Source organism: Flavobacterium sp. ABG, from assembly GCF_001027725.1.
Taxonomy (GTDB): domain Bacteria; phylum Bacteroidota; class Bacteroidia; order Flavobacteriales; family Flavobacteriaceae; genus Flavobacterium; species Flavobacterium cupriresistens.
Genome location: NZ_LEKS01000003.1, coordinates 361,455 through 381,309 on the forward strand (window position 1 = coordinate 361,455; position 19,855 = coordinate 381,309).

At 34.9% G+C, this 19,855-nt stretch carries 18 protein-coding genes; 7 read left to right on the forward strand and 11 right to left on the reverse strand.

The genetic code is table 11. The features are described 5' to 3' along the window. Positions 1 to 100 precede the first annotated feature (100 nt). From rpsJ to rpsL, 4 genes are all read right to left on the reverse strand, one after another. A complete protein-coding gene (rpsJ, locus tag AB674_RS04830; RefSeq protein ID WP_007803605.1) occupies positions 101 to 406 on the reverse strand; it encodes a 30S ribosomal protein S10 in 306 nt (101 codons plus the stop codon). An 11-nt stretch (positions 407 to 417) separates the two neighbouring features. Continuing rightward, positions 418 to 2,574, reverse strand: coding sequence for an elongation factor G (fusA, locus tag AB674_RS04835; protein ID WP_047774322.1), 2,157 nt, complete (start codon positions 2,572 to 2,574; stop codon positions 418 to 420). An 11-nt stretch (positions 2,575 to 2,585) separates the two neighbouring features. Then, complete coding sequence (rpsG, locus tag AB674_RS04840; RefSeq protein ID WP_007803600.1) at positions 2,586 to 3,062, reverse strand: 30S ribosomal protein S7; 477 nt, start codon at positions 3,060 to 3,062, stop codon at positions 2,586 to 2,588. A gap of 117 nt (positions 3,063 to 3,179) precedes the next feature. Next, positions 3,180 to 3,563, reverse strand: coding sequence for a 30S ribosomal protein S12 (gene rpsL / locus AB674_RS04845; RefSeq protein ID WP_007136570.1), 384 nt, complete (start codon positions 3,561 to 3,563; stop codon positions 3,180 to 3,182). A gap of 182 nt (positions 3,564 to 3,745) precedes the next feature. Between rpsL and AB674_RS04850 the strand changes: the two genes are divergently transcribed. From AB674_RS04850 to AB674_RS04870, 5 genes are all read left to right on the forward strand, one after another. Next, the gene (locus tag AB674_RS04850) at positions 3,746 to 5,446 is read left to right on the forward strand and encodes a membrane protein (RefSeq protein ID WP_047774325.1); all 1,701 of its coding nucleotides are present in this window, start codon (positions 3,746 to 3,748) and stop codon (positions 5,444 to 5,446) included. A gap of 84 nt (positions 5,447 to 5,530) precedes the next feature. After that, positions 5,531 to 8,776 (forward strand): SusC/RagA family TonB-linked outer membrane protein, encoded by a 3,246-nt coding sequence (locus AB674_RS04855; protein WP_047774326.1) that lies wholly within the window; start codon positions 5,531 to 5,533, stop codon positions 8,774 to 8,776. Between the two features lie 11 nt (positions 8,777 to 8,787). Further along, positions 8,788 to 10,233 carry a SusD/RagB family nutrient-binding outer membrane lipoprotein gene (locus tag AB674_RS04860; RefSeq protein ID WP_047774493.1) on the forward strand — a complete coding sequence of 482 codons (1,446 nt, stop codon included), beginning with the start codon at positions 8,788 to 8,790 and terminating at the stop codon, positions 10,231 to 10,233. Between the two features lie 85 nt (positions 10,234 to 10,318). Further along, positions 10,319 to 11,053, forward strand: coding sequence for a 23S rRNA (guanosine(2251)-2'-O)-methyltransferase RlmB (rlmB, locus tag AB674_RS04865; RefSeq protein WP_047774328.1), 735 nt, complete (start codon positions 10,319 to 10,321; stop codon positions 11,051 to 11,053). Between the two features lie 56 nt (positions 11,054 to 11,109). Beyond that, positions 11,110 to 11,919, forward strand: a complete 810-nt coding sequence (locus AB674_RS04870; RefSeq protein WP_047774329.1) for a DUF2490 domain-containing protein — start codon at positions 11,110 to 11,112, stop codon at positions 11,917 to 11,919. 4 nt (positions 11,920 to 11,923) lie between these two features. On the opposite strand, the gene AB674_RS04875 is transcribed toward AB674_RS04870, so the two are convergent. Next, positions 11,924 to 12,421, reverse strand: a complete 498-nt coding sequence (locus tag AB674_RS04875; RefSeq protein ID WP_047774330.1) for a hypothetical protein — start codon at positions 12,419 to 12,421, stop codon at positions 11,924 to 11,926. A gap of 74 nt (positions 12,422 to 12,495) precedes the next feature. Beyond that, positions 12,496 to 13,257, reverse strand: coding sequence for a rhomboid family intramembrane serine protease (locus tag AB674_RS04880; protein ID WP_047774332.1), 762 nt, complete (start codon positions 13,255 to 13,257; stop codon positions 12,496 to 12,498). 171 nt (positions 13,258 to 13,428) lie between these two features. Here AB674_RS04880 and AB674_RS04885 point away from each other — a divergent pair, with 171 nt between their 5' ends. Further along, on the forward strand, positions 13,429 to 14,706 hold the full coding sequence (locus AB674_RS04885; protein ID WP_047774333.1) for a replication-associated recombination protein A: 1,278 nt from the start codon (positions 13,429 to 13,431) through the stop codon (positions 14,704 to 14,706). Between the two features lie 15 nt (positions 14,707 to 14,721). Here the strand turns inward: AB674_RS04885 and AB674_RS04890 are convergent, their stop codons facing one another. The 3 genes from AB674_RS04890 to radC are packed head-to-tail and all read right to left on the reverse strand — an operon-like array spanning position 14,722 to position 16,871. Continuing rightward, positions 14,722 to 15,489: a hypothetical protein gene (locus AB674_RS04890; protein WP_047774334.1), complete on the reverse strand. Its 768-nt coding sequence runs from the start codon at positions 15,487 to 15,489 to the stop codon at positions 14,722 to 14,724. Between the two features lie 2 nt (positions 15,490 to 15,491). After that, positions 15,492 to 16,178: a YjjG family noncanonical pyrimidine nucleotidase gene (locus AB674_RS04895; protein WP_047774336.1), complete on the reverse strand. Its 687-nt coding sequence runs from the start codon at positions 16,176 to 16,178 to the stop codon at positions 15,492 to 15,494. Between the two features lie 3 nt (positions 16,179 to 16,181). Further along, on the reverse strand, positions 16,182 to 16,871 hold the full coding sequence (gene radC, locus AB674_RS04900; protein ID WP_047774337.1) for a RadC family protein: 690 nt from the start codon (positions 16,869 to 16,871) through the stop codon (positions 16,182 to 16,184). A gap of 115 nt (positions 16,872 to 16,986) precedes the next feature. Here radC and AB674_RS04905 point away from each other — a divergent pair, with 115 nt between their 5' ends. Continuing rightward, positions 16,987 to 17,613, forward strand: a complete 627-nt coding sequence (locus AB674_RS04905; RefSeq protein ID WP_053004197.1) for a DUF1287 domain-containing protein — start codon at positions 16,987 to 16,989, stop codon at positions 17,611 to 17,613. A 53-nt stretch (positions 17,614 to 17,666) separates the two neighbouring features. Here AB674_RS04905 and AB674_RS04910 read toward each other — a convergent pair whose 3' ends face one another. Both AB674_RS04910 and AB674_RS04915 read right to left on the reverse strand, forming a co-directional pair. Further along, positions 17,667 to 19,022: a UDP-N-acetylmuramate--L-alanine ligase gene (locus AB674_RS04910; RefSeq protein WP_047774339.1), complete on the reverse strand. Its 1,356-nt coding sequence runs from the start codon at positions 19,020 to 19,022 to the stop codon at positions 17,667 to 17,669. Between the two features lie 56 nt (positions 19,023 to 19,078). After that, positions 19,079 to 19,765 carry a tetratricopeptide repeat protein gene (locus tag AB674_RS04915; RefSeq protein ID WP_047774341.1) on the reverse strand — a complete coding sequence of 229 codons (687 nt, stop codon included), beginning with the start codon at positions 19,763 to 19,765 and terminating at the stop codon, positions 19,079 to 19,081. Positions 19,766 to 19,855 lie beyond the last annotated feature (90 nt).

Genomic DNA, 19,855 nt, shown 5'->3' on the forward strand with positions numbered 1-19,855 from the left:
AAAATAAAGCACAACAATTAACCCGGAAGAAAAAACTTAAAAGCATAAAAAAAGCGGAACATTTCTGTTCCGCTTTTTATTTATAAAATATAATAAAAAATTATACTTTGATCTCTACTTCAACCCCACTTGGCAATTCAAGTTTCATTAAAGCATCAATTGTTTTAGACGAAGACGAATAAATATCGATCAATCTTTTGTACGACATTACTTCGAATTGCTCTCTCGCTTTTTTGTTAACGTGCGGAGAACGCAATACAGTGAAAAGTTTTTTGTGAGTTGGCAACGGGATTGGACCTGTTACAACCGCTCCAGTAGTTTTTACTGTTTTTACGATCTTTTCAGCAGATTTATCTACCAACATGTGATCGTAAGATTTTAGTTTTATTCTGATTTTTTGACTCATTTTCTTAAGAATTAAGCGTTACCTTTTGCTTTTTTAATTACCGCTTCTGAAATATTAGAAGGCGTTTCTGCATAGTGAGAAAACTCCATTGTTGAAGTAGCTCTACCAGAAGATAATGTTCTCAATGTAGTAACATATCCAAACATCTCTGATAATGGCACATCAGCTTTAATAGTTTTAGCACCATTTCTGTCACCCATGTCATTAACCTGACCTCTACGACGGTTGATATCACCTACGATATCTCCCATGTTTTCTTCAGGAGTAATAACTTCCATTTTCATGATTGGCTCAAGAACAATTGCACCAGCAGCTTTAGCTACTTCTCTATAACCCATTCTAGCAGCTAACTCAAAAGAAAGTGCATCAGAATCGACAGGGTGGAAAGATCCGTCTGTCAAAGTTACTTTCAAACTATCCACTTGATAACCAGCCAAAGGACCAGTTTTCATAGCTTCACGGAAACCTTTTTCTACAGATGGAATATATTCCTTAGGAACGTTACCACCTTTTACAGCATTAATAAACTGTAATCCTTTTGGAACTTTACCATCAACTTCATCAGCAGGCTCAAGTGTAAATACGATATCACCAAATTTACCACGACCTCCAGATTGTTTCTTGTAAGTTTCTCTGTGTGTTGCAGTTCTTGTAAACGCTTCTTTATATTCAACTTGAGGCTCACCTTGGTTCACTTCAACTTTAAATTCACGTTTCATACGATCTACTAAGATATCTAAGTGAAGCTCACCCATACCTGAGATAATTGTTTGACCAGAAGCCTCATCAGTTCTAACTGTAAACGTTGGATCCTCTTCAGCTAATTTAGCTAAAGCCATACCCATTTTATCTACGTCAGCTTTTGTTTTAGGCTCAATAGCAATACCAATTACCGGTGCAGGGAATTTCATAGACTCAAGAATAATTGGGTGTTTTTCATCACACAATGTATCTCCAGTTTTAATATCTTTAAATCCAACAGCAGCTCCAATATCTCCAGCCTCAATATATTCGATTGGATTTTGTTTGTTAGCGTGCATTTGGTAAATACGAGAAATTCTTTCTTTACTACCAGAACGTGTATTCAAAACGTAAGAACCTGCGTCCAAACGACCAGAATAAGCACGGAAGAAAGCTAAACGACCTACGAATGGGTCAGTAGCAATTTTAAATGCTAAAGCTGCGAATGGCTCTTTAACATCTGGCTTACGTAAAATTTTAACTTGATCTTCTTCTAATAATTCAGCATCATCAGGGTGAATTCCTTCGATACCTTCTTTATCCATTGGAGATGGCAAATATTTACATACTGCATCTAACATGAACTGAACACCTTTATTTTTGAAAGAAGAACCAGCAATCATAGGAATGATAGCCATGTCAATTGTAGCAGCTCTTAAAGCAACATTAATTTCTTCTTCAGTAATAGAGTTTTCATCTTCCATGAATTTCTCCAACAAGTTCTCATCGTAATCAGCAACTGCCTCGATAAGAATTGATCTGTATTCTTTTACTTCTGCAACCATATCCTCAGGGATAGGCACAATATCAAAAGTAGCTCCTTGAGTAGCATCATGCCAAACGATTGCTTGGTTTTTTACTAAATCAACAACACCTTTAAAATCATTTTCTTCACCAATAGGTAAAGTGATCGCAACAGCATTAGATTTCAACATATCACGAACTTGTTGACAAACTGCCAAAAAGTTAGATCCTTGACGGTCCATTTTATTAACAAACCCCATACGTGGAACTCTATATTGATCAGCAAGTCTCCAGTTAGTTTCTGATTGAGGCTCAACACCATCAACAGCACTAAACAAGAATACTAAACCATCAAGTACACGTAAAGAACGGTTTACCTCTACAGTAAAATCAACGTGTCCAGGAGTATCAATAATATTAAAGTGGTAAGGCAATGTTTCAGGCAACGTTTTACCTTGCTCAGTTGGAAAATTCCACTCACAAGTTGTAGCTGCTGAAGTAATTGTAATACCTCTTTCTTGCTCTTGAGCCATCCAGTCCATTGTTGCAGCACCATCGTGTACTTCACCAATTTTGTGTGACTTTCCAGTATAAAAAAGAATACGCTCAGTTGTTGTTGTTTTACCAGCATCAATGTGAGCAGCAATTCCGATATTTCTTGTATATTTTAAATCTCTAGCCATTTCTTTACGAATTAAAATCTAAAGTGAGAGAAAGCTTTATTAGCTTCTGCCATTTTGTGAGTATCCATTCTTTTCTTAACAGCAGCACCTTCTTCTTTAGCAGCAGCTAAACATTCTGATGCTAAACGTTGTGCCATAGATTTTTCATTTCTTCTTCTTGAATAAAGTATTAACCACTTCATTGCCATAGAAATTTTTCTGTCTGGTCTAATTTGCATTGGAATTTGAAATGTAGCTCCACCAACTCTACGACTACGTACTTCTACGTGAGGCATAACGTTTGTTAAAGCATCTTTCCAAATTTCTAATGAAGATTTTTCTGAATCTTGCTTTTTAGACTCAATGATGTCAATTGCATCATAAAATACTTTGAAAGCTGTAGATTTCTTACCATCCCACATTAAGTTGTTCACAAAACGCGTTACCAATTGGTCATTAAACCTTGGATCTGGTAAAAGTGGTCTTTTCTTTGCCGCTCTTTTTCTCATGTCTTTTTTTTAATAAAAAGTTATAGGTTATCCGTTAAATGTTATGTGTCATCCATTTTAGCTTACGCTTTAATTTCAAACCCTTAACTCCTAACCTCCAACTCTTAACGTTTTAAATTACTTTTTTGCTTCTTTTGGGCGTTTAGCACCGTACTTAGATCTTCTTTGCGTTCTTCCTGCAACTCCTGACGTGTCAAGCGCTCCACGAACGATATGATATCTAACACCTGGTAAATCTTTTACCCTTCCACCTCTAACTAATACTATCGAGTGCTCTTGTAAATTGTGTCCTTCTCCAGGGATGTAAGCATTCACCTCATTACCATTTGTCAAACGTACACGCGCAACTTTACGCATTGCAGAGTTTGGTTTTTTTGGTGTAGTAGTGTAAACACGCGTACAAACCCCTCTTCTTTGAGGACAAGAATCTAAAGCAACCGATTTACTCTTCTTAGTTATCTGAGTTCTTCCTGTTCTTACTAATTGTTGAATTGTTGGCATAATTAATACTAAAAATTTATTATGTATATTAAATTCCCGCTTTTTACGGGGTTGCAAATGTATAAAATATTTTTCACTATACAAACGTTAATTCATTAATTTTCAATAACATTATTTATACTTATGATTTTACAAACAAACAATAGATATTTGCAATACAATTATTAAACTTAATTTAACACTTGAAACAGCTTCTAAACATATTGATTTTCATTTTTGGACTTAGCTGCCATGCCCAAAATTTTTATTTAAAAATAAATGGAACCAATCAAATTGAAAACAAAACTATCGATTCGCTAAATTACACAACAAAACACAACAACATAAAATCATTGTTTGAAGAAATCAACAGCACCTCAAAAAAGCTTTCTAAAAAAGGATACCCGGACAACAAAACATTAGAAACCAGCAAACTAAACGACAGCACTTATATATCGGTCATAAATCTTAAAAACAGAATAAAACAGGCCCGTATATATATAGGTAGAAATAATTCTTTTTTCAAAACATCAAAAAACCAAAACGACACTATCGTCATCCCCTATGTTGAGATAGAAAACTATCTGAACCAAAAAACAATTGAGGCCGAAAAGCTTGGTTACGCATTAAGCAAGATAAAACTTGAAAATATCACCCGAAAGAATTCAATAATTTACGCCGACTTAAACTTTAAATCCGAAAAAAAACGTGTCCTAAATTCAATTATTCTTAATTACACAAACAGTGATGGAAAAGATTTTTTTCCAAAAGGACACTTAAAACAACTCAATAAAAAATACATCAACAAAACTTTTAATCAGGAAATAACAAAAGAATTATACGACGATATAAACCGCTTTGAATTCATAACCCAAACAAAATATCCTGAAATATTATTCACCAACGATTCAACCAAAATCTACACCTACATAGAGAAAAGAAAAGCAAACACTTTTGACGGATACATAGGTTTCTCTAATGACGAAAACAAAAAAATCAACCTTAACGGATACCTCGATGTTACCTTGCAAAACATTCTTCATTCCGGGGAAAAATTCTCCTTGTACTGGAAGAGCGATGGAAACCAGCAAAAAACTTTTAACACAAAACTAGAAATCCCATACATTTTCAAAACTTCATTGGGAATAAAAGCGCAACTCAACATATTTAAGCAAGACAGCACCTTTCAAAACACAAAAACAGCAATTGATTTAGGTTACTACATCAACTACAATTCCAAAATATATCTGGGCTATCAATCTACCGAATCAAGCGATATTCAAAACACAAACAATTCTACTATTAGCGACTACAACAACTCCTACACTACCGCAACTTTTGAGTACAAAAAAATAGACCCTATCAACAATCTCTTCCCTAAAAAAGCTTCTGCAAACTTCATAATTGGCTATGGAAAAAGAGACACAAACAATGATCCGGATACCGCAGGATCAAGTAAACAATTTTTCATCAATCTGGACATTTCCTACAATTTTGAACTAAATGAAAAGAATTTTATTAGTATTAATTCACAGAATTTCTATTTAAAAAGCAAAAGTTATATTTCGAATGAACTATATCGTTTTGGCGGAATTAATTCCATCAGAGGTTTTTTAGAAAACAGTTTACAAGCCAATTTCAATTCGTTAATTCTTACAGAATACAGATATATCGTCTCTAAAAACTTATATCTAAATTCTATCGTCGATTATGGCTTATACCAAGACTTAACCAACACCTCAAACAAAAGCGAAATCAAAAAATTAATAGGAATCGGAATTGGAACTGCGATACAAACCAAAAACGGCTTATTAAAAATTACACTAACGAACGGAGGCGAGAATATTCAGGAAATGCAATTATATAACAGTATCATAAACATATGTTATAATGTTAAATTTTAGCGTTTATCAAAAAAAGATTTTTATTTATTAGGAAAGTTAACAAATTATTAAGAGTTTTGCGATACTAATTCAAAATATTTAAAAATGAAACTAAAGTTCAATGGATTCTTAGTGCTATTGCTAGTACTAGTGGCGCAACTAACTTTCGCGCAAGAAAGAGTTGTTTCAGGAATGGTTTCTGACAATACAGGAATGCCTCTTCCAGGGGTAAGTGTATTGATCAAAGGAACAAAATCTGGAACACAAACTGATTTTGATGGTAAATTCTCTATCAAAGCATCAACAAGCCAAGTTTTGGTATTCAGCTACATTGGGATGAAAACTCAGGAAGTAGCAGCAAGCTCATCCTCACTTAATGTAAAATTAGGCGCAGATGCAAACGAACTTGAAGCAGTTGTTGTAACAACAGCTTTAGGTATTAAAAGAGAGAAAAAATCTCTTGGATACTCTGCACAACAAGTAACTGCTGAGCAAGTATCAACAGTTCCTACAGGAAACTTCGTAAACAACTTATCAGGAAAAGTTGCTGGTCTTAACGTAACCAATGGTACTAACTTCGGTGGATCTACAAACGTAGTTCTTAGAGGTTTCAAATCACTTTTGGGAGACAACCAGGCTTTATTCGTAGTTGATGGGGTGCCAATTTTGAACAGTAACGTAAACAGTGCTGATCAAAAAAGTGGTAGAGGTGGTTACGATTATGGTAACGCTGCTTCAGATATCAACCCAAATAACATTGCAGATATAAACGTACTGAAAGGTGCAGCTGCAACAGCTCTTTACGGATCTAGAGCACAAAATGGAGCGATTATCATTACTACTAAAAAAGGAAAAGCAAGAACTGATTTAGCTGTAGAATTTTCATCGTCTTACACTATGTCTACTGTAGACAAAAAAACTTTCCCTGAATATCAAAGTGAATACGGACAAGGATATCTAGGACAAAGATTTTCAAGCTATAATGGACAACCAAGATCTATAACCGGACATGATGCCTCTTACGGACCAAAATTTGATGGTTCACCAGTTTGGCAATATGCTGCTTTTATTCCTGGTTCAGCAACAAATGGACAAAGAACTCCATGGGAAGCTGCAAAAAATGGTCCTATCGAATTTTTCGAAACTGCTACATCAACTATCAACAACATCTCATTAAACGGTGGAACTGAAAAGGCGACTTACAGATTAACTTATGCTAACACAAACAGCAATGACATCTTACCAAATGCCTTATTAAGCAAGAATAACTTTAACGCAAGTGCTACTTACAAGTTTAACGATAAATTAAGTTCAACTTTTAACGCTACTTACGTATCTCAAAACACTAGAAACAGAAATACTACTGGTTACGGTGGAAACAACATGGCTGGTTTCAGACAATGGTGGGCAACAAACGTTGACTTAAAAGAACAAAAAGATCTTTATGAATTAAGCCACCAAAACTACACGTGGAACATTAAGAGTGCGGCAGATATCGCACCTCAATATTGGGACAACCCTTATTTCACAAGATACCAAAATTACAACAACGACAGCAGAAAGAGATTTGCAGCTAATGCAAGTATAACTTATGATGTATCTAAAAGCTTAAGCTTTACCGGTAGAATGGGTACTGATGGTTTCACAATGAGAACTGAAGACAGAATAGCTGTTGGTTCAATTCCTGCAACTCTTGGATCAAATTCAAACGGTCAAAATTTACCTGTTCAACCATCTGGTTATGCTTTGGACATCTACGATTTCAGCGAGCAAAACTATGATTTCTTAGCTACTTACAAAAAAGACCTAGCTGAAGAATTAAATCTTAACGTGGTTTTAGGAACAAACTACAACGTACAAAGTAGATTTATCAACCAACAAATGACATCAGGAGGATTATACATCCCAGGACTGTATACTATCTCTAACTCAATGTCAGCTCCTGCTTTACCTAGAATTATAGACACAAGAAAAGAAGTACTTGGTTTATTTGCACAGGCAACATTAGGATACAAAGGAACTTACTACTTTGAAGGTTCTGTAAGAAGAGATGAGTCATCTGCATTACCTCAAGACAACAATGCATATTGGTACTCTGCAGTATCAGGAAGTGTTGTTTTCTCAAACTGGTTAAAAGATGTTGAATTCATCAATTTTGGTAAATTCAGAGCAGCTTATGCTCAAGTAGGTTCTGATACTGACCCTAACCAATTATTGGACACTTATACTGCAAGAAATCCATTTGGAACACCGGTTTACTCTTTCAACACTACTAAGAAAAATGCAAACTTAAAACCACAACAATTAGACAATGTCGAGTTAGGTTTAAACATGCAATTTGCAAAAAACAGACTTGGATTTGATGTTGCTTGGTTCCAAAACAAAGCATACGATCAAATTTTACCACTTCCTGTATCAACAGCTACTGGATCACCATTTAACACAGTTAACGCTGGTACATTGACAACTAAAGGATTTGAGGTTACCCTTAACGCTACACCTTTTAAAACAGACAACTTTTCTTGGGATGTAAACATTAACTGGTCAAATCCAAATACTAAAGTTACAAAACTAGCTCCTGGTATCGAAAACATCAACATCAACTCACTACAAGGTGGTATCAGTATCAATGCTCCTCTTAACCAAGATTACGGTCAAATTTGGGGAACAACTTATGTACTGGATGATGCTGGAAACAGAATTATCGGAGACAATGGTGCTTATGTAGTTTCTACTACAACTGACAACAAACTAGGAACCTACCAAGCTGATTGGACTGGTGGTATCAACAACAAATTCACTTACAAAAATCTTTCTTTCAGCTTCTTAATTGACATCAAGAAAGGTGGAGAGATATTCTCTCTTGATCAATATTATGGATACGGAACTGGTATTTATGCTAATTCAGTTGGAAATAATGACTTAGGAAACCCAATAAGAAATACATTAGCCAATGGTGGTGGTGAAATCTTAAAGGGTGTAATGGCTAACCCAGCTTACACACCAGGAGGTAACCAACCGCAATACATTACAAACACAACAAGATTAGACAAATCTCAATCTAGTCAAGTTTTAGGTACAGATCCTCCAGCTGCAGCATTTATTTATGACGCCGGATTTGTAAAATTAAGAGAAGTTGTTTTTACTTATAATCTTCCAGAAAGTATAATAGGAAAATCTATAAAAGGAGCTTCATTTAGCTTAATAGGTAACAATCTTTGGATAATTGACAAAAGCTTACCATATGCTGATCCAGAAGCTGGATTATCATCAGGTAACACGCAAGGATACCAATCAGGACCTATGCCGACAACAAGAAATATTTCTTTTAATGTCAAAGTTAATTTTTAAAAAAAATGGAAATGAAAAAAATCATAGCAATATTAACCATTGGTCTGTCGATGACAGCTTGTGTTAATGAGGACATAAATACAGACCCAAACAGTGCATACACCACTGTACCGGGATCGTTAATTAATTACGCACAAAAGGAACTAAGTGATTACGTTAATACTCCAAGTGTAAACGAAAATAACTTTAGACTGACTATGCAGTACTGGCAGGAAACAACCTATGTAAATGAAAGTAATTACGACTTTACAAACAGAAATGTTTCTAACCAAATCTACTCAGATAATTATGTAAACGTCCTAAACAATTTAGGTAAAGCTAAAGAAATTATCAAGAGCTATGCGCCAACTCCAACTGAGTTAGCAGGATGGCCAAAAAACCAAAAAAACCAATTGGCTATTATTGACCTAATGCAGGTTTATACGTATCAACTTTTAGTAGATACTTTTGGTAATGTTCCTTATACTCAGGCTGCAAATCTTGTTGCCTATCCATTACCAGCATATGATGATGCTGCTACTATTTATCAAGATTTAATTGCAAGAGTTAACGCTGACTTAACTAATTTAGACAACACTGCTACAGGTTTTGGAAGCTTTGATTCAGGTGATAAGTACTACAATGGAAATATTGCAAAATGGCGTGTATTTGCTAACTCATTGAAATTAAAACTTGCAATAGGAATCGCAGATGCAAACCCAACTTTAGCACAAACTACTGCGACAGCAGCTATTGCTGCCGGAGTAATGACATCTCCTGCTGATAACTGTCAATTAAACTACCTACCGGATTCACCAAATTACAGCCCTTTGTTTGAAAACTTATCAGCAAGCGGTAGAGATGATTACTTCGCAGGTAAAACATTAGTTGATTACATGAATACAACTAATGACCCAAGAATAAGCCATTATTATGATCCAATAACTGGTGGAACTTACGTTGGTCAAGTAATTGGTCAAGGTGGTGAGTTTGGAGATTTCTCTCATATTGGTGAATTTGCATATACAGCTACTACTCCTGGTATTTTATTAAACTACACAGAAGTTGCTTTTTATATTGCTGAAGCTAATGCTCGTTGGACTCCAGCAGCAGCTGCAACAGCTTATACTACAGCTGTAACTGCATCTATCGTAGAATGGGGTGGTACTCCGGCACAAGCTACAGCTTATCTTGCAACAAAACCATATGACGCAGCTAATTGGAAAAAATCAATTGGTGAGCAAGCATGGGTAGCTATGTTTAATCAGGCAATCACTTCTTGGAACTTCTGGAGAAGATTAGATTTCCCTGTTTTAACAGCTCCAACTACTGCTATTATCAATGCAGGTGGTAAAGTTCCTGTGAGAATGGCTTATCCTGTTCTTGAACAACAAGTAAATAGCTCAAACTGGAAAGCTGCATCTACAGCAATCGGTGGAGATTTATTGACAACAAAATTATTCTGGGATAAATTCTAATTTTATTCTCAAATAAATATACTAAACCACTCTGTTCATTCAGAGTGGTTTTTTTTTATATAAACATTATCCCTATATTTGCCCTATGGAAAAAGAACATCAAATATTTGGAATTAGAGCCATTATAGAAGCAATTCAGGCAGGTAAAGAAGTAGATAAAGTATTCATCCAAAAAGAGATTTCCGGTGAGCTAATGAAAGATTTGATGAAGGTGATGAAACGCGCCAACATAAATTTTTCCTATGTTCCTGTAGAAAAACTAAACCGACTAACACCGAACAATCACCAGGGTGCTGTAGCAACAATCTCCCCTATTGGTTTTATCGATTTAGAGCATTTGGTTGAATCAACAATCGAGTCAGGTACTAAACCTTTATTTCTTATACTGGATCAGATTTCAGATGCAAGAAATTTTGGCGCTATTATTCGTACTGCTGAATGTACAGGTGTAAACGGAATCATCGTTCAGAAAGCAGGATCTGCTCCTGTGAATGGAGATACTGTTAAAACATCAGCCGGGGCCGTTTTTAATGTGCCTATCTGTAAAGTTGAACATATTAAAGATGCGATCTTTTATTTACAAGGTTCAGGAATCAAAACCGTTGCCGCTACTGAAAAAACAGAGCAAACTATTTATGATTTATCTTTAAACGAACCTGTTGCAATAATAATGGGATCTGAAGATCGCGGAATAAACCCGTCTGTACTTAAAATTGTAGATGAAAAAGCAAAACTTCCAATGTTTGGAACAATTGGCTCTTTAAATGTTTCTGTTGCCTGTGGAGCATTCTTATATGAGGCTGTACGTCAAAGAAGCTAAATAGATCAGAAGTTTAGATTTTAGATTGGTAATGAATAATTTTAACTTAAAATCGAATGCATTCATACTTGCCGTTAAAACGATCCTTACAAAAACTTTTCATACTTTTATCCATAACAGTACTTTCAGATTACTGTTATGGACAAAAGACTACCTATAATCAATTCTGGAATGAGATTCAATTTACACGTACTTTAAACGAAAAATGGTCTGCAGAATTAGATCTCGCAAACTCTTTTAGCAGTACAGAATCCTCTTCCAATCTTTTCGAAAATAATGTACAGCGCTCTTTTAGATTTTGGGGAAATTACTACCTAACTCCGAGATGGAAGACTTCAGCTTTCGTAGCTTATTACGACAATAAGGATGTACCGGAAATTGGACAATTTAAATCCCCGGAATGGAGATTTGCGCTTCAGGGTACCTACTATTTTCACAAAATAGGTTATAGTTTAACCACGAGAATGCGTTTAGAGCTGCGACACATTAGAGATGAAAATCTAGAATATGAAAACGTTTTACGGTATCGGCAACAAATTAAATACCTAAAACCATTAAATAGTAAAGTACTACGAAAAGGAGTCATTTACGCAATAGCCTCTGATGAAATATTCTTAAAATCCGGCACAAAAGTGACTGGAGAAAGTTTCTTCGATCGAAATAGATTTAATATCGGAGCCGGTTATTTATTTAATGATGACATACAGCTTGAACTTACTTATGCCAATGAATACCTCCCAAGAAACAATGGTAATCAAATAGTAAATGCAGCTTCGTTAACCCTAACTTTTAACAATCTGTACAAAAACGTTAGAAAGAAACTATCTCACAAAAATGATCCCCCAGTTACTAAAGAGGACGAGTAACACATCATTCCTCTTCTTTCAAAAAGCAATTTAACTGCTGCATTATTGCCTTTTTATGTAATTTAAAAGCATAGTTTCTCACAAACTCTGTTCCTTCCATATTTATATCAGCTGAAACTGCTTCAAAAACAGAAAAGTCTTTTAAATCTTTTTTGTCAATCAGATACAGCACCTGCATAACAGAATCATGTTTTATATAACGGGTATCGAAATGCTGTAGTTTATACTTATTAGTATTTGACAACTCAATAATCAAATCTTCTTTTATCTTTTGTCCAGTTCCCTTAGAAGGAAATGGAATCGGCTGTAAGGCAATAAAATAGCTTTCTTTATCCGTAACAATTCCAATTTTTAATGACTTTGATTTTGTAGTGTAAAAAGTTGCCGGTTCCAAAAAATAGGACATCGATCCGTCAGCCTGCACTTTATTATGAATTTCACATTGGGCAACAACCGATACAGAAAAGAAAACCGAAAGAACTACAAAGATGATACTTTTCATAATTAAACATTTAGAAATTAAATCATTAAAACAAAAGTACTCATTTTATAAAAGCAAATTTCATCATATTAAAACTATTCAATTTCGTCGATTTCATCACTTTTTCTAATGGTATAATTAACCAAAACATCAGAGCTAAAATAACTCGAAATCACCTCTTCTTCTTCGATCTCGGTATTAACAAAATTTCCATTCTCATCAAAATGTTTCATAAATGCATCTCCTTGAGGATCAAAATCCGGCTTCTGCCAATCGTAAACAATTGGTTTTGCATATTCAGGTGCTTTATAAAACAAACTCAAAACAAAACCCGTGACAAATCCCGCTAAATGCCCTTCCCAGGAAATGGACTGATCTACATCCGGAAAAACATACCAAATCATACCACCATAAAGTAAAACAACAGAAAAAGAAAGAGCTACTAAACGGTAATAACGTGTCTGAATTCCTTTGAAAAAAATAAAACTAACCAAAACATAAATCAACCCACTAGCTCCGATATGATAGTTCTCCCGACCAATAACCCAGGTAATAAATCCTGAAAATAAAATCCCAAAACCAATAACACCTAAAGTCTGTTTGGGATAAAAAAATTGCAGCGCAGCCAATAACACAAACAATGGAATGGAGTTATTATACAAATGACCCAAATTTTCATGTATAAAAGGGCTAAACAAAACTCCTTGCAGACCCGAAAAATCCCGCGGATAAATACCATTTCGATAAAAATCCAAATCAAAACGAATTTGAAACCAATAAACAATCCAAAGAAAAAGGACAAAAAACAAAGGCAGACCAATTACGGCGGTTGAAAATTTAAAGTGATTGTCGTTCATAATATAATATTCCGTTCGATTGATAACCATCAAAAAACTATCCAATTACAATTTACTGTTAATTTGTCAGCTATCAAAAATATTGTTCCCAATAGCAACAAAATAGAATTGTACAACAGGAATATACTCCTAAAAATATAAAATTAAGATTGAAAATAGTAATTTTACAAAATGGAAGCACCTTTAGCCGAACGAATTCGTCCACAGAAATTAGAAGATTATATTAGTCAAACTCACTTGGTTGGACCAAATGGTTCCTTGACACAGCAAATTTCAAGAGGAGCTATTCCTTCTTTAATCTTTTGGGGTCCACCAGGTACAGGAAAAACAACCTTAGCCCAGATTATTGCACAAGAATCAAAACGCCCGTTTTATATTTTAAGTGCCATAAACTCGGGTGTAAAAGATATTCGGGACGTCATTGAAAAAGCCAAACAAAGTGGCGGCTTGTTTACGGCCAAAAATCCAATTCTGTTTATTGATGAGATTCACAGGTTTAGCAAATCACAACAGGATTCACTTTTGGCAGCCGTAGAGAAAGGCTGGATTACACTAATTGGTGCCACTACAGAAAATCCGAGTTTTGAAGTTATACCCGCATTACTATCACGCTGTCAAGTCTACATCCTGAATGCTTTTAGCAAACATGATCTGGAAGCTTTATTACACCGTGCCATGAAATCGGACACCGAATTAGCCTCAAAAAACATAACGCTCAAGGAAACGGAAGCACTACTACGACTTTCTGGCGGAGATGGCAGGAAACTGCTTAATATTTTTGAGTTAGTGATAAATGCCTCGCCAGACGGAGAAATTATCATTACAAATGATCGTGTATTTGAACTGGTACAGCAAAATACGGTTTTGTATGACAAAACGGGAGAGCAACATTATGACATTGTTTCTGCATTTATAAAATCAATTAGAGGCAGTGATCCAAATGGAGCCGTTTACTGGTTAGCACGAATGATCGAAGGTGGTGAAGATGTAAAATTTATAGCACGAAGAATGCTTATTTTATCGAGCGAAGATATTGGAAATGCCAACCCTACAGCTTTTATTATGGCAAACAGTACTTTTCAGGCTGTATCAACCATTGGGTATCCTGAAAGTCGTATCATATTAAGTCAATGCGCCATTTATCTGGCAACCTCACCAAAAAGCAATGCTTCGTACATGGCTATCGGGACTGCACAACAATTGGTCAAGCAAACCGGAGATTTACCAGTACCTATTCACCTGCGCAATGCCCCAACTAAGCTTATGAAAGAACTGGGATATGGTGAAGATTACAAATACTCTCATGATTATGCCAATAATTTTGCCGAACAGGAATTTTTGCCGGACGCCGTAAAAGAAACGGTTCTTTATAATCCGGGAAGCAATTCCCGAGAGAATAGCAACCGCGAATTTTTAAAGAACCGTTGGAGAGATAAATATGGTTATTAAAACCAGATCTTATATTTAGAATTTAACCGTCACTTTTTCAGATACCAGTTTATCGTTTTGATAGTACTCAAAATACCATTGATTGTCTTTGGCATTTAATGTACCCTGAACAGTATCCTTTATTGCTATAAAAGAATCCGAGCGAGACGTTTTAAACAATTTCATCACTACTTTTGGAGTCTTATCAATTAACTGATATCCGTTTTCTGTTGGCTGTGCGTATAGTAAATTTGGATCTGAAATGTCTGCAACAGGAGCTGCAACAGTATTTACAGCAGCAGTAGTTGCAACAGCAGCGGTAGCAACCACAGGTAAAGACGCAACAGTGTTCACCCTCGTTGCAGGAGCTGCAACCGGATTTCCACTATATTTATAATGTAAACTATTTACCGAAACAAAAGCGCCATCAAGAGCTTCTCTATAAGCAATTTCATAATCCTTCTCTTTGCTTTTTCCAATCTCCGAAGTGTAAATCACTTTCCCGTAACAATCTTTTAATTCAACAAAAAGCTTCGTTACTAAAAAGCCCCCCTCCTTCTTTACATCAACATATAAAAGCTGACAACGATCGTTTAATTCTGCAGGGATTTCTTCATTAATATAAAATGCATTAAAACCGGCTTTAAGCAAATTTGATTTAGTTCTAGTTGCCAATCTGTACTGATTATCTGTTTTAATAAAATCATATCGCAACGGAATAATGACAGCCTTATAATCATTAACGGATTGTGAAAATCCAATAACCGAAAATAAAAGTGCTGTCAGTAAAAATTTAATTTTCATAATTATAAATATTTTTTAAGTTCTAATAAATGATTTATTTGTTTAAAATTTGTCGGGGCTTCAATCTTTTTATCATTAAAAAAAATAGCATCTAAACCTGCATTTAAAGCACCATTAACATCTGCGTCAAGGTCATCACCTATCATAATACTATTTTCTCTTGTAGTCTGAGCTAAATTGAGCGCATAATCAAAGATAATACTATTTGGCTTTTTTACACCTGCCAATTCCGAATTAGTGATCGTGCTAAAATACCCCCCAAGAGCTGCATTATTTATTTTTTTATCCTGAACCTGGGCAAACCCATTGGTAATAATGTGCAATTTGTATTTTGTCTTCAAATATTCCAATACTTCAATAGCACCGTCAAAAAGGTGATTATTCTCTGTTAAGAGCTCGATATACTCATTTGCGATTAAATCGATATCTTCATCCGAAATCTCATAGTTTAATGCATCAAAAGAAAATTTCAGTCTATTATATCGCAGTTCCTGATGTGTGATTTTATCATGTTGATACAGTTTCCAACAGGCTTGGTTTATCGGCACATATTTATCAATAAAATCGGCTGTATTTATGTTTAGAGATTTCTCTTTAAAAATACGATTAAAAGTCATCTCAGAGTTTTTATCAAAATCCCAAAGTGTATGGTCTAAATCAAAAAAGATATCGGTAATAGTAGTGTTCATATATTAAAAAATTCCTTCATCTACAAAACTATAATATTTTGTTTCAGTAATAATCAAATGATCTAAAACTTTAACATCTAAGCTGTCTCCTGCCAATTTTAATGTCTTTGTAATTTTCTTATCTGCATCGCTTGGAGATAATGCCCCCGAAGGATGATTATGACACAAAATCAAGCCTGTAGCACCTTTTTCTAAAGCTAATTTAAAAACTAGGCGTACATCAACAATTGTACCTGCTATTCCTCCTTTACTTAGTTGTGATTTAAAAATTACTTTATTCGAATTATTTAGAAAAAGAACCCAAAATTCTTCATGTGGCAAATCACCAATTATGGGTTGCATAATCTCAAAGACCAACTTGCTGGATGTAATTTTAATCAATTCTACAGAATCCTCACTTCTACGGCGACGCCCCAATTCTAAAGCAGCGACAATACTGATTGCTTTCGCCTCTCCTATTCCTTTAAAATTCATCAATTGAGGAATCGACATTTTGCCCAATGTACTGAGATTATCAGCAGTGGTCAAGATTCTTTTACTTAAATCAACGGCCGATTCGTTTCTGTTACCGGATCCAATTAAAATTGCAATTAATTCTGAATCGCTCAAAGCACTTTTGCCTTTTAGCATTAACTTTTCACGTGGTCTGTCGTCTTCTGACCAGTTTCTTATAGGAAAATGTATTGCTTCCATCTGTAAAAATTTAGGTAAATATCTTATCCTTCAAATTTAAACAAAAACTAAGAAAATTCATTCAAAATAAATATAAATTATAATTTAAATTATTCCTACATTTAAATAAAAAACAATGAAATACTTTTCTATTCTTTTCCTTTTAATTATATCCTATTCCTGTCAACAAAAAAAGGAGAGTAAAATAATTTCATTGACTTCAAATCAGGCGATAAAAAAATTTGAAGAAAAACTATCTGATGCCGCAATTTCGATCATTGACCCCACAATAGAATATGATCCTGCTTATTTTTCTATACCCTATCCCAATGGAGATGTTCCTAAAAATAAAGGCGTCTGTACAGATGTTATCATTCGTTCCTACAGAAAACTGGGTATCGATTTACAAAAAGAAATACACGAAGATATGGTTGCAAACTTCTCTGCCTATCCCAATTTAGAAAAATGGGGAATGACAAAAACAGACCCTAATATAGATCATAGAAGAGTTCCAAATCTAGAGGTTTTCTTTGAACGAAAGGGGCAGAAACTTGCCATAAGTCAAGATCCGTCTGCTTATAAAACTGGCGAAATAGTTACCTGGATGATCAATGGTAAACTTCCTCATATTGGAATTGTTACCAACAAAAAATCAAAAGACGGGAAACGAAATCTGATCGTACACAATGTAGGTAGAGGCCAGGTTTTGGAAGATTGTTTATTTGATTATGAAATTGTAGGACATTATAAATATGTAAAATAAAAAAGCCAACTAACAAACTGTCAATTGGCTCTTAAAAAATATTTAGATAAAGGCTATTCGATTAGTCCTTTAACATCATCAAAATTTAATCCTCCATAATTTCCTGAACTCATCAAAAGCAGTGCAGAATTCTCGAGATTTAAATTGAACAGGTATTCCTTAAACTCAACAGGATTAGTATAAATAATTAAATCTTTTCTATTGAATGAACTTGCAATTTGCTCATAAGTAACTTCTTCAAGCTGTTTAATCTTAACAGCATCGGGAGAATAAAACACCACTGCCACATCGGCATATTCCAATGCTCCTTCATATTCCTTTAGAAACTCAGCATTCAAGCTACTGTAGGTATGCAATTCCAGACAAGCTACCAAAGTTCTGTTCGGATATTGTTCTTTTACCGCTTTGGTAGTAGCAGCTACCTTACTTGGCGAATGAGCAAAATCTTTGTAAGCCACCTTTCCTTTTCCTTCTGCAATTTTCTCCAGACGTTTAGACGCCCCTCTAAAACTGGCTATGGCTTCGTAGAAATCGGCTTCATCAACACCCATATTCTGACAAATCCATTTAGCTCCGGCAAGATTATTTAAATTATGCGCACCAAAAACTTCAATAGGCATATCTCCTTCGGGAGTTTTTAACAAAGTAACTCCATCACTAACGGTATATACGGGAGTTTCATAAGCTAATTTACGAATTGGATTTGTTGCTGCTTCGGCAACACGTTTTACTTCAGGATCATTTTCGTTGTAAACTAAAATTCCACCATTTGTAATTTTACCAATGAAGATTTCAAATTGCTCCACATAATTCTCATAGGTTGGAAAAACATTAATATGATCCCACGCAATTCCAGAAATCAAAGCGATATTAGGTTGGTACAAATGAAATTTTGGTCTTCTATCGATTGGAGAAGACAAATACTCATCCCCTTCTAAAACCACAAAATCATTCTCTTCTGTAAGATGCACCATGGTGTCAAAACCTTCCAATTGTGCTCCAACCATGTAATCCACTTCTATATTATGATAATGCATAACATGCAAAATCATCGAAGTTATAGTCGTTTTTCCGTGCGAACCACCGATTACAACACGGGTTTTATTTTTAGATTGTTCGTATAAAAATTCCGGATAAGAATATATTTTCAAACCCAATTCCTGTGCTTTTAGCAATTCCGGATTATCTGCCTTTGCGTGCATTCCTAAAATTATCGCATCAAGATCCGCCGTGATTTTTTCAGGGAACCATCCTAATTCAGCAGGAAGAATTCCTTTTTTCTCTAACCTTGATTTTGACGGCTCAAAGATAGCATCATCGCTTCCCGTAACCTGATATCCTTTGTTATGCAATGCTAATGCCAGATTATGCATGGCACTTCCGCCTATAGCGATGAAATGTGTTTTCATTTTAAATTCCAATTTTATCTTAAATTCCGAATCCTAATACTTTAAAAATCTATTTATTAGGCCTCGAATTTTTGTTTTAAATCCCGTGCTTTTTTGGGGTCTTTTAATTTGTTCAAATATAAATTATATAATTTTTGAAACGTCGTTTTTGATTTACCAATTTCATTCGCTTTCATATAATATTTTTCGGCCGAGTTATAGCGTTTAAAATATTCTTCAATCCTTCCTTTTGACAAGTATCCGTCTACCGCAGACAATTGCATTAATTCTACTGAATAAAAAATTGCCTTAGTCTCACTTCCTCCAAAAATACCGGGCAAATGCAAATAATATTCAATTAACCCCCAACGAGCCTGAAGGTGTCTTGGATTGAGTTCTATAGCTTTTTCAAATGATTCCCGCACTTCGGTTGCCATTCCTAAAGCTTTAAATTTATTTACTTCTGAAGCCCGCATTCCAAGAGCGCCGCCATATTTAAAATAATAATTAGCTTCAGTTGGTTTTAACTCTTTCAGCTTTTTATAATATGTAACCGCTTCTTCCCACGATTTATTATAAGAAGCAATATCACCTAAATACTCTATAACCTTTGTATCTGATGGTTTGCTTTTCAAAACCTCTTCGAACAGATTTTGCGCTTCATCGTATTTTTTTGCGTGAAACAACTTCTCTCCCTTTTCGAAATTAGATTGCGAGCACATTACTAATGGCGAAAGCAAAAATAGAAGTAGCAGTTGTTTCATGTTTCAAAAATAAGGAAATATAAAATGTATCATTTGCTTTTAGATATAAATTACTAATTTGTGAGAAAAATATTTTAATAGTCTCCCAAC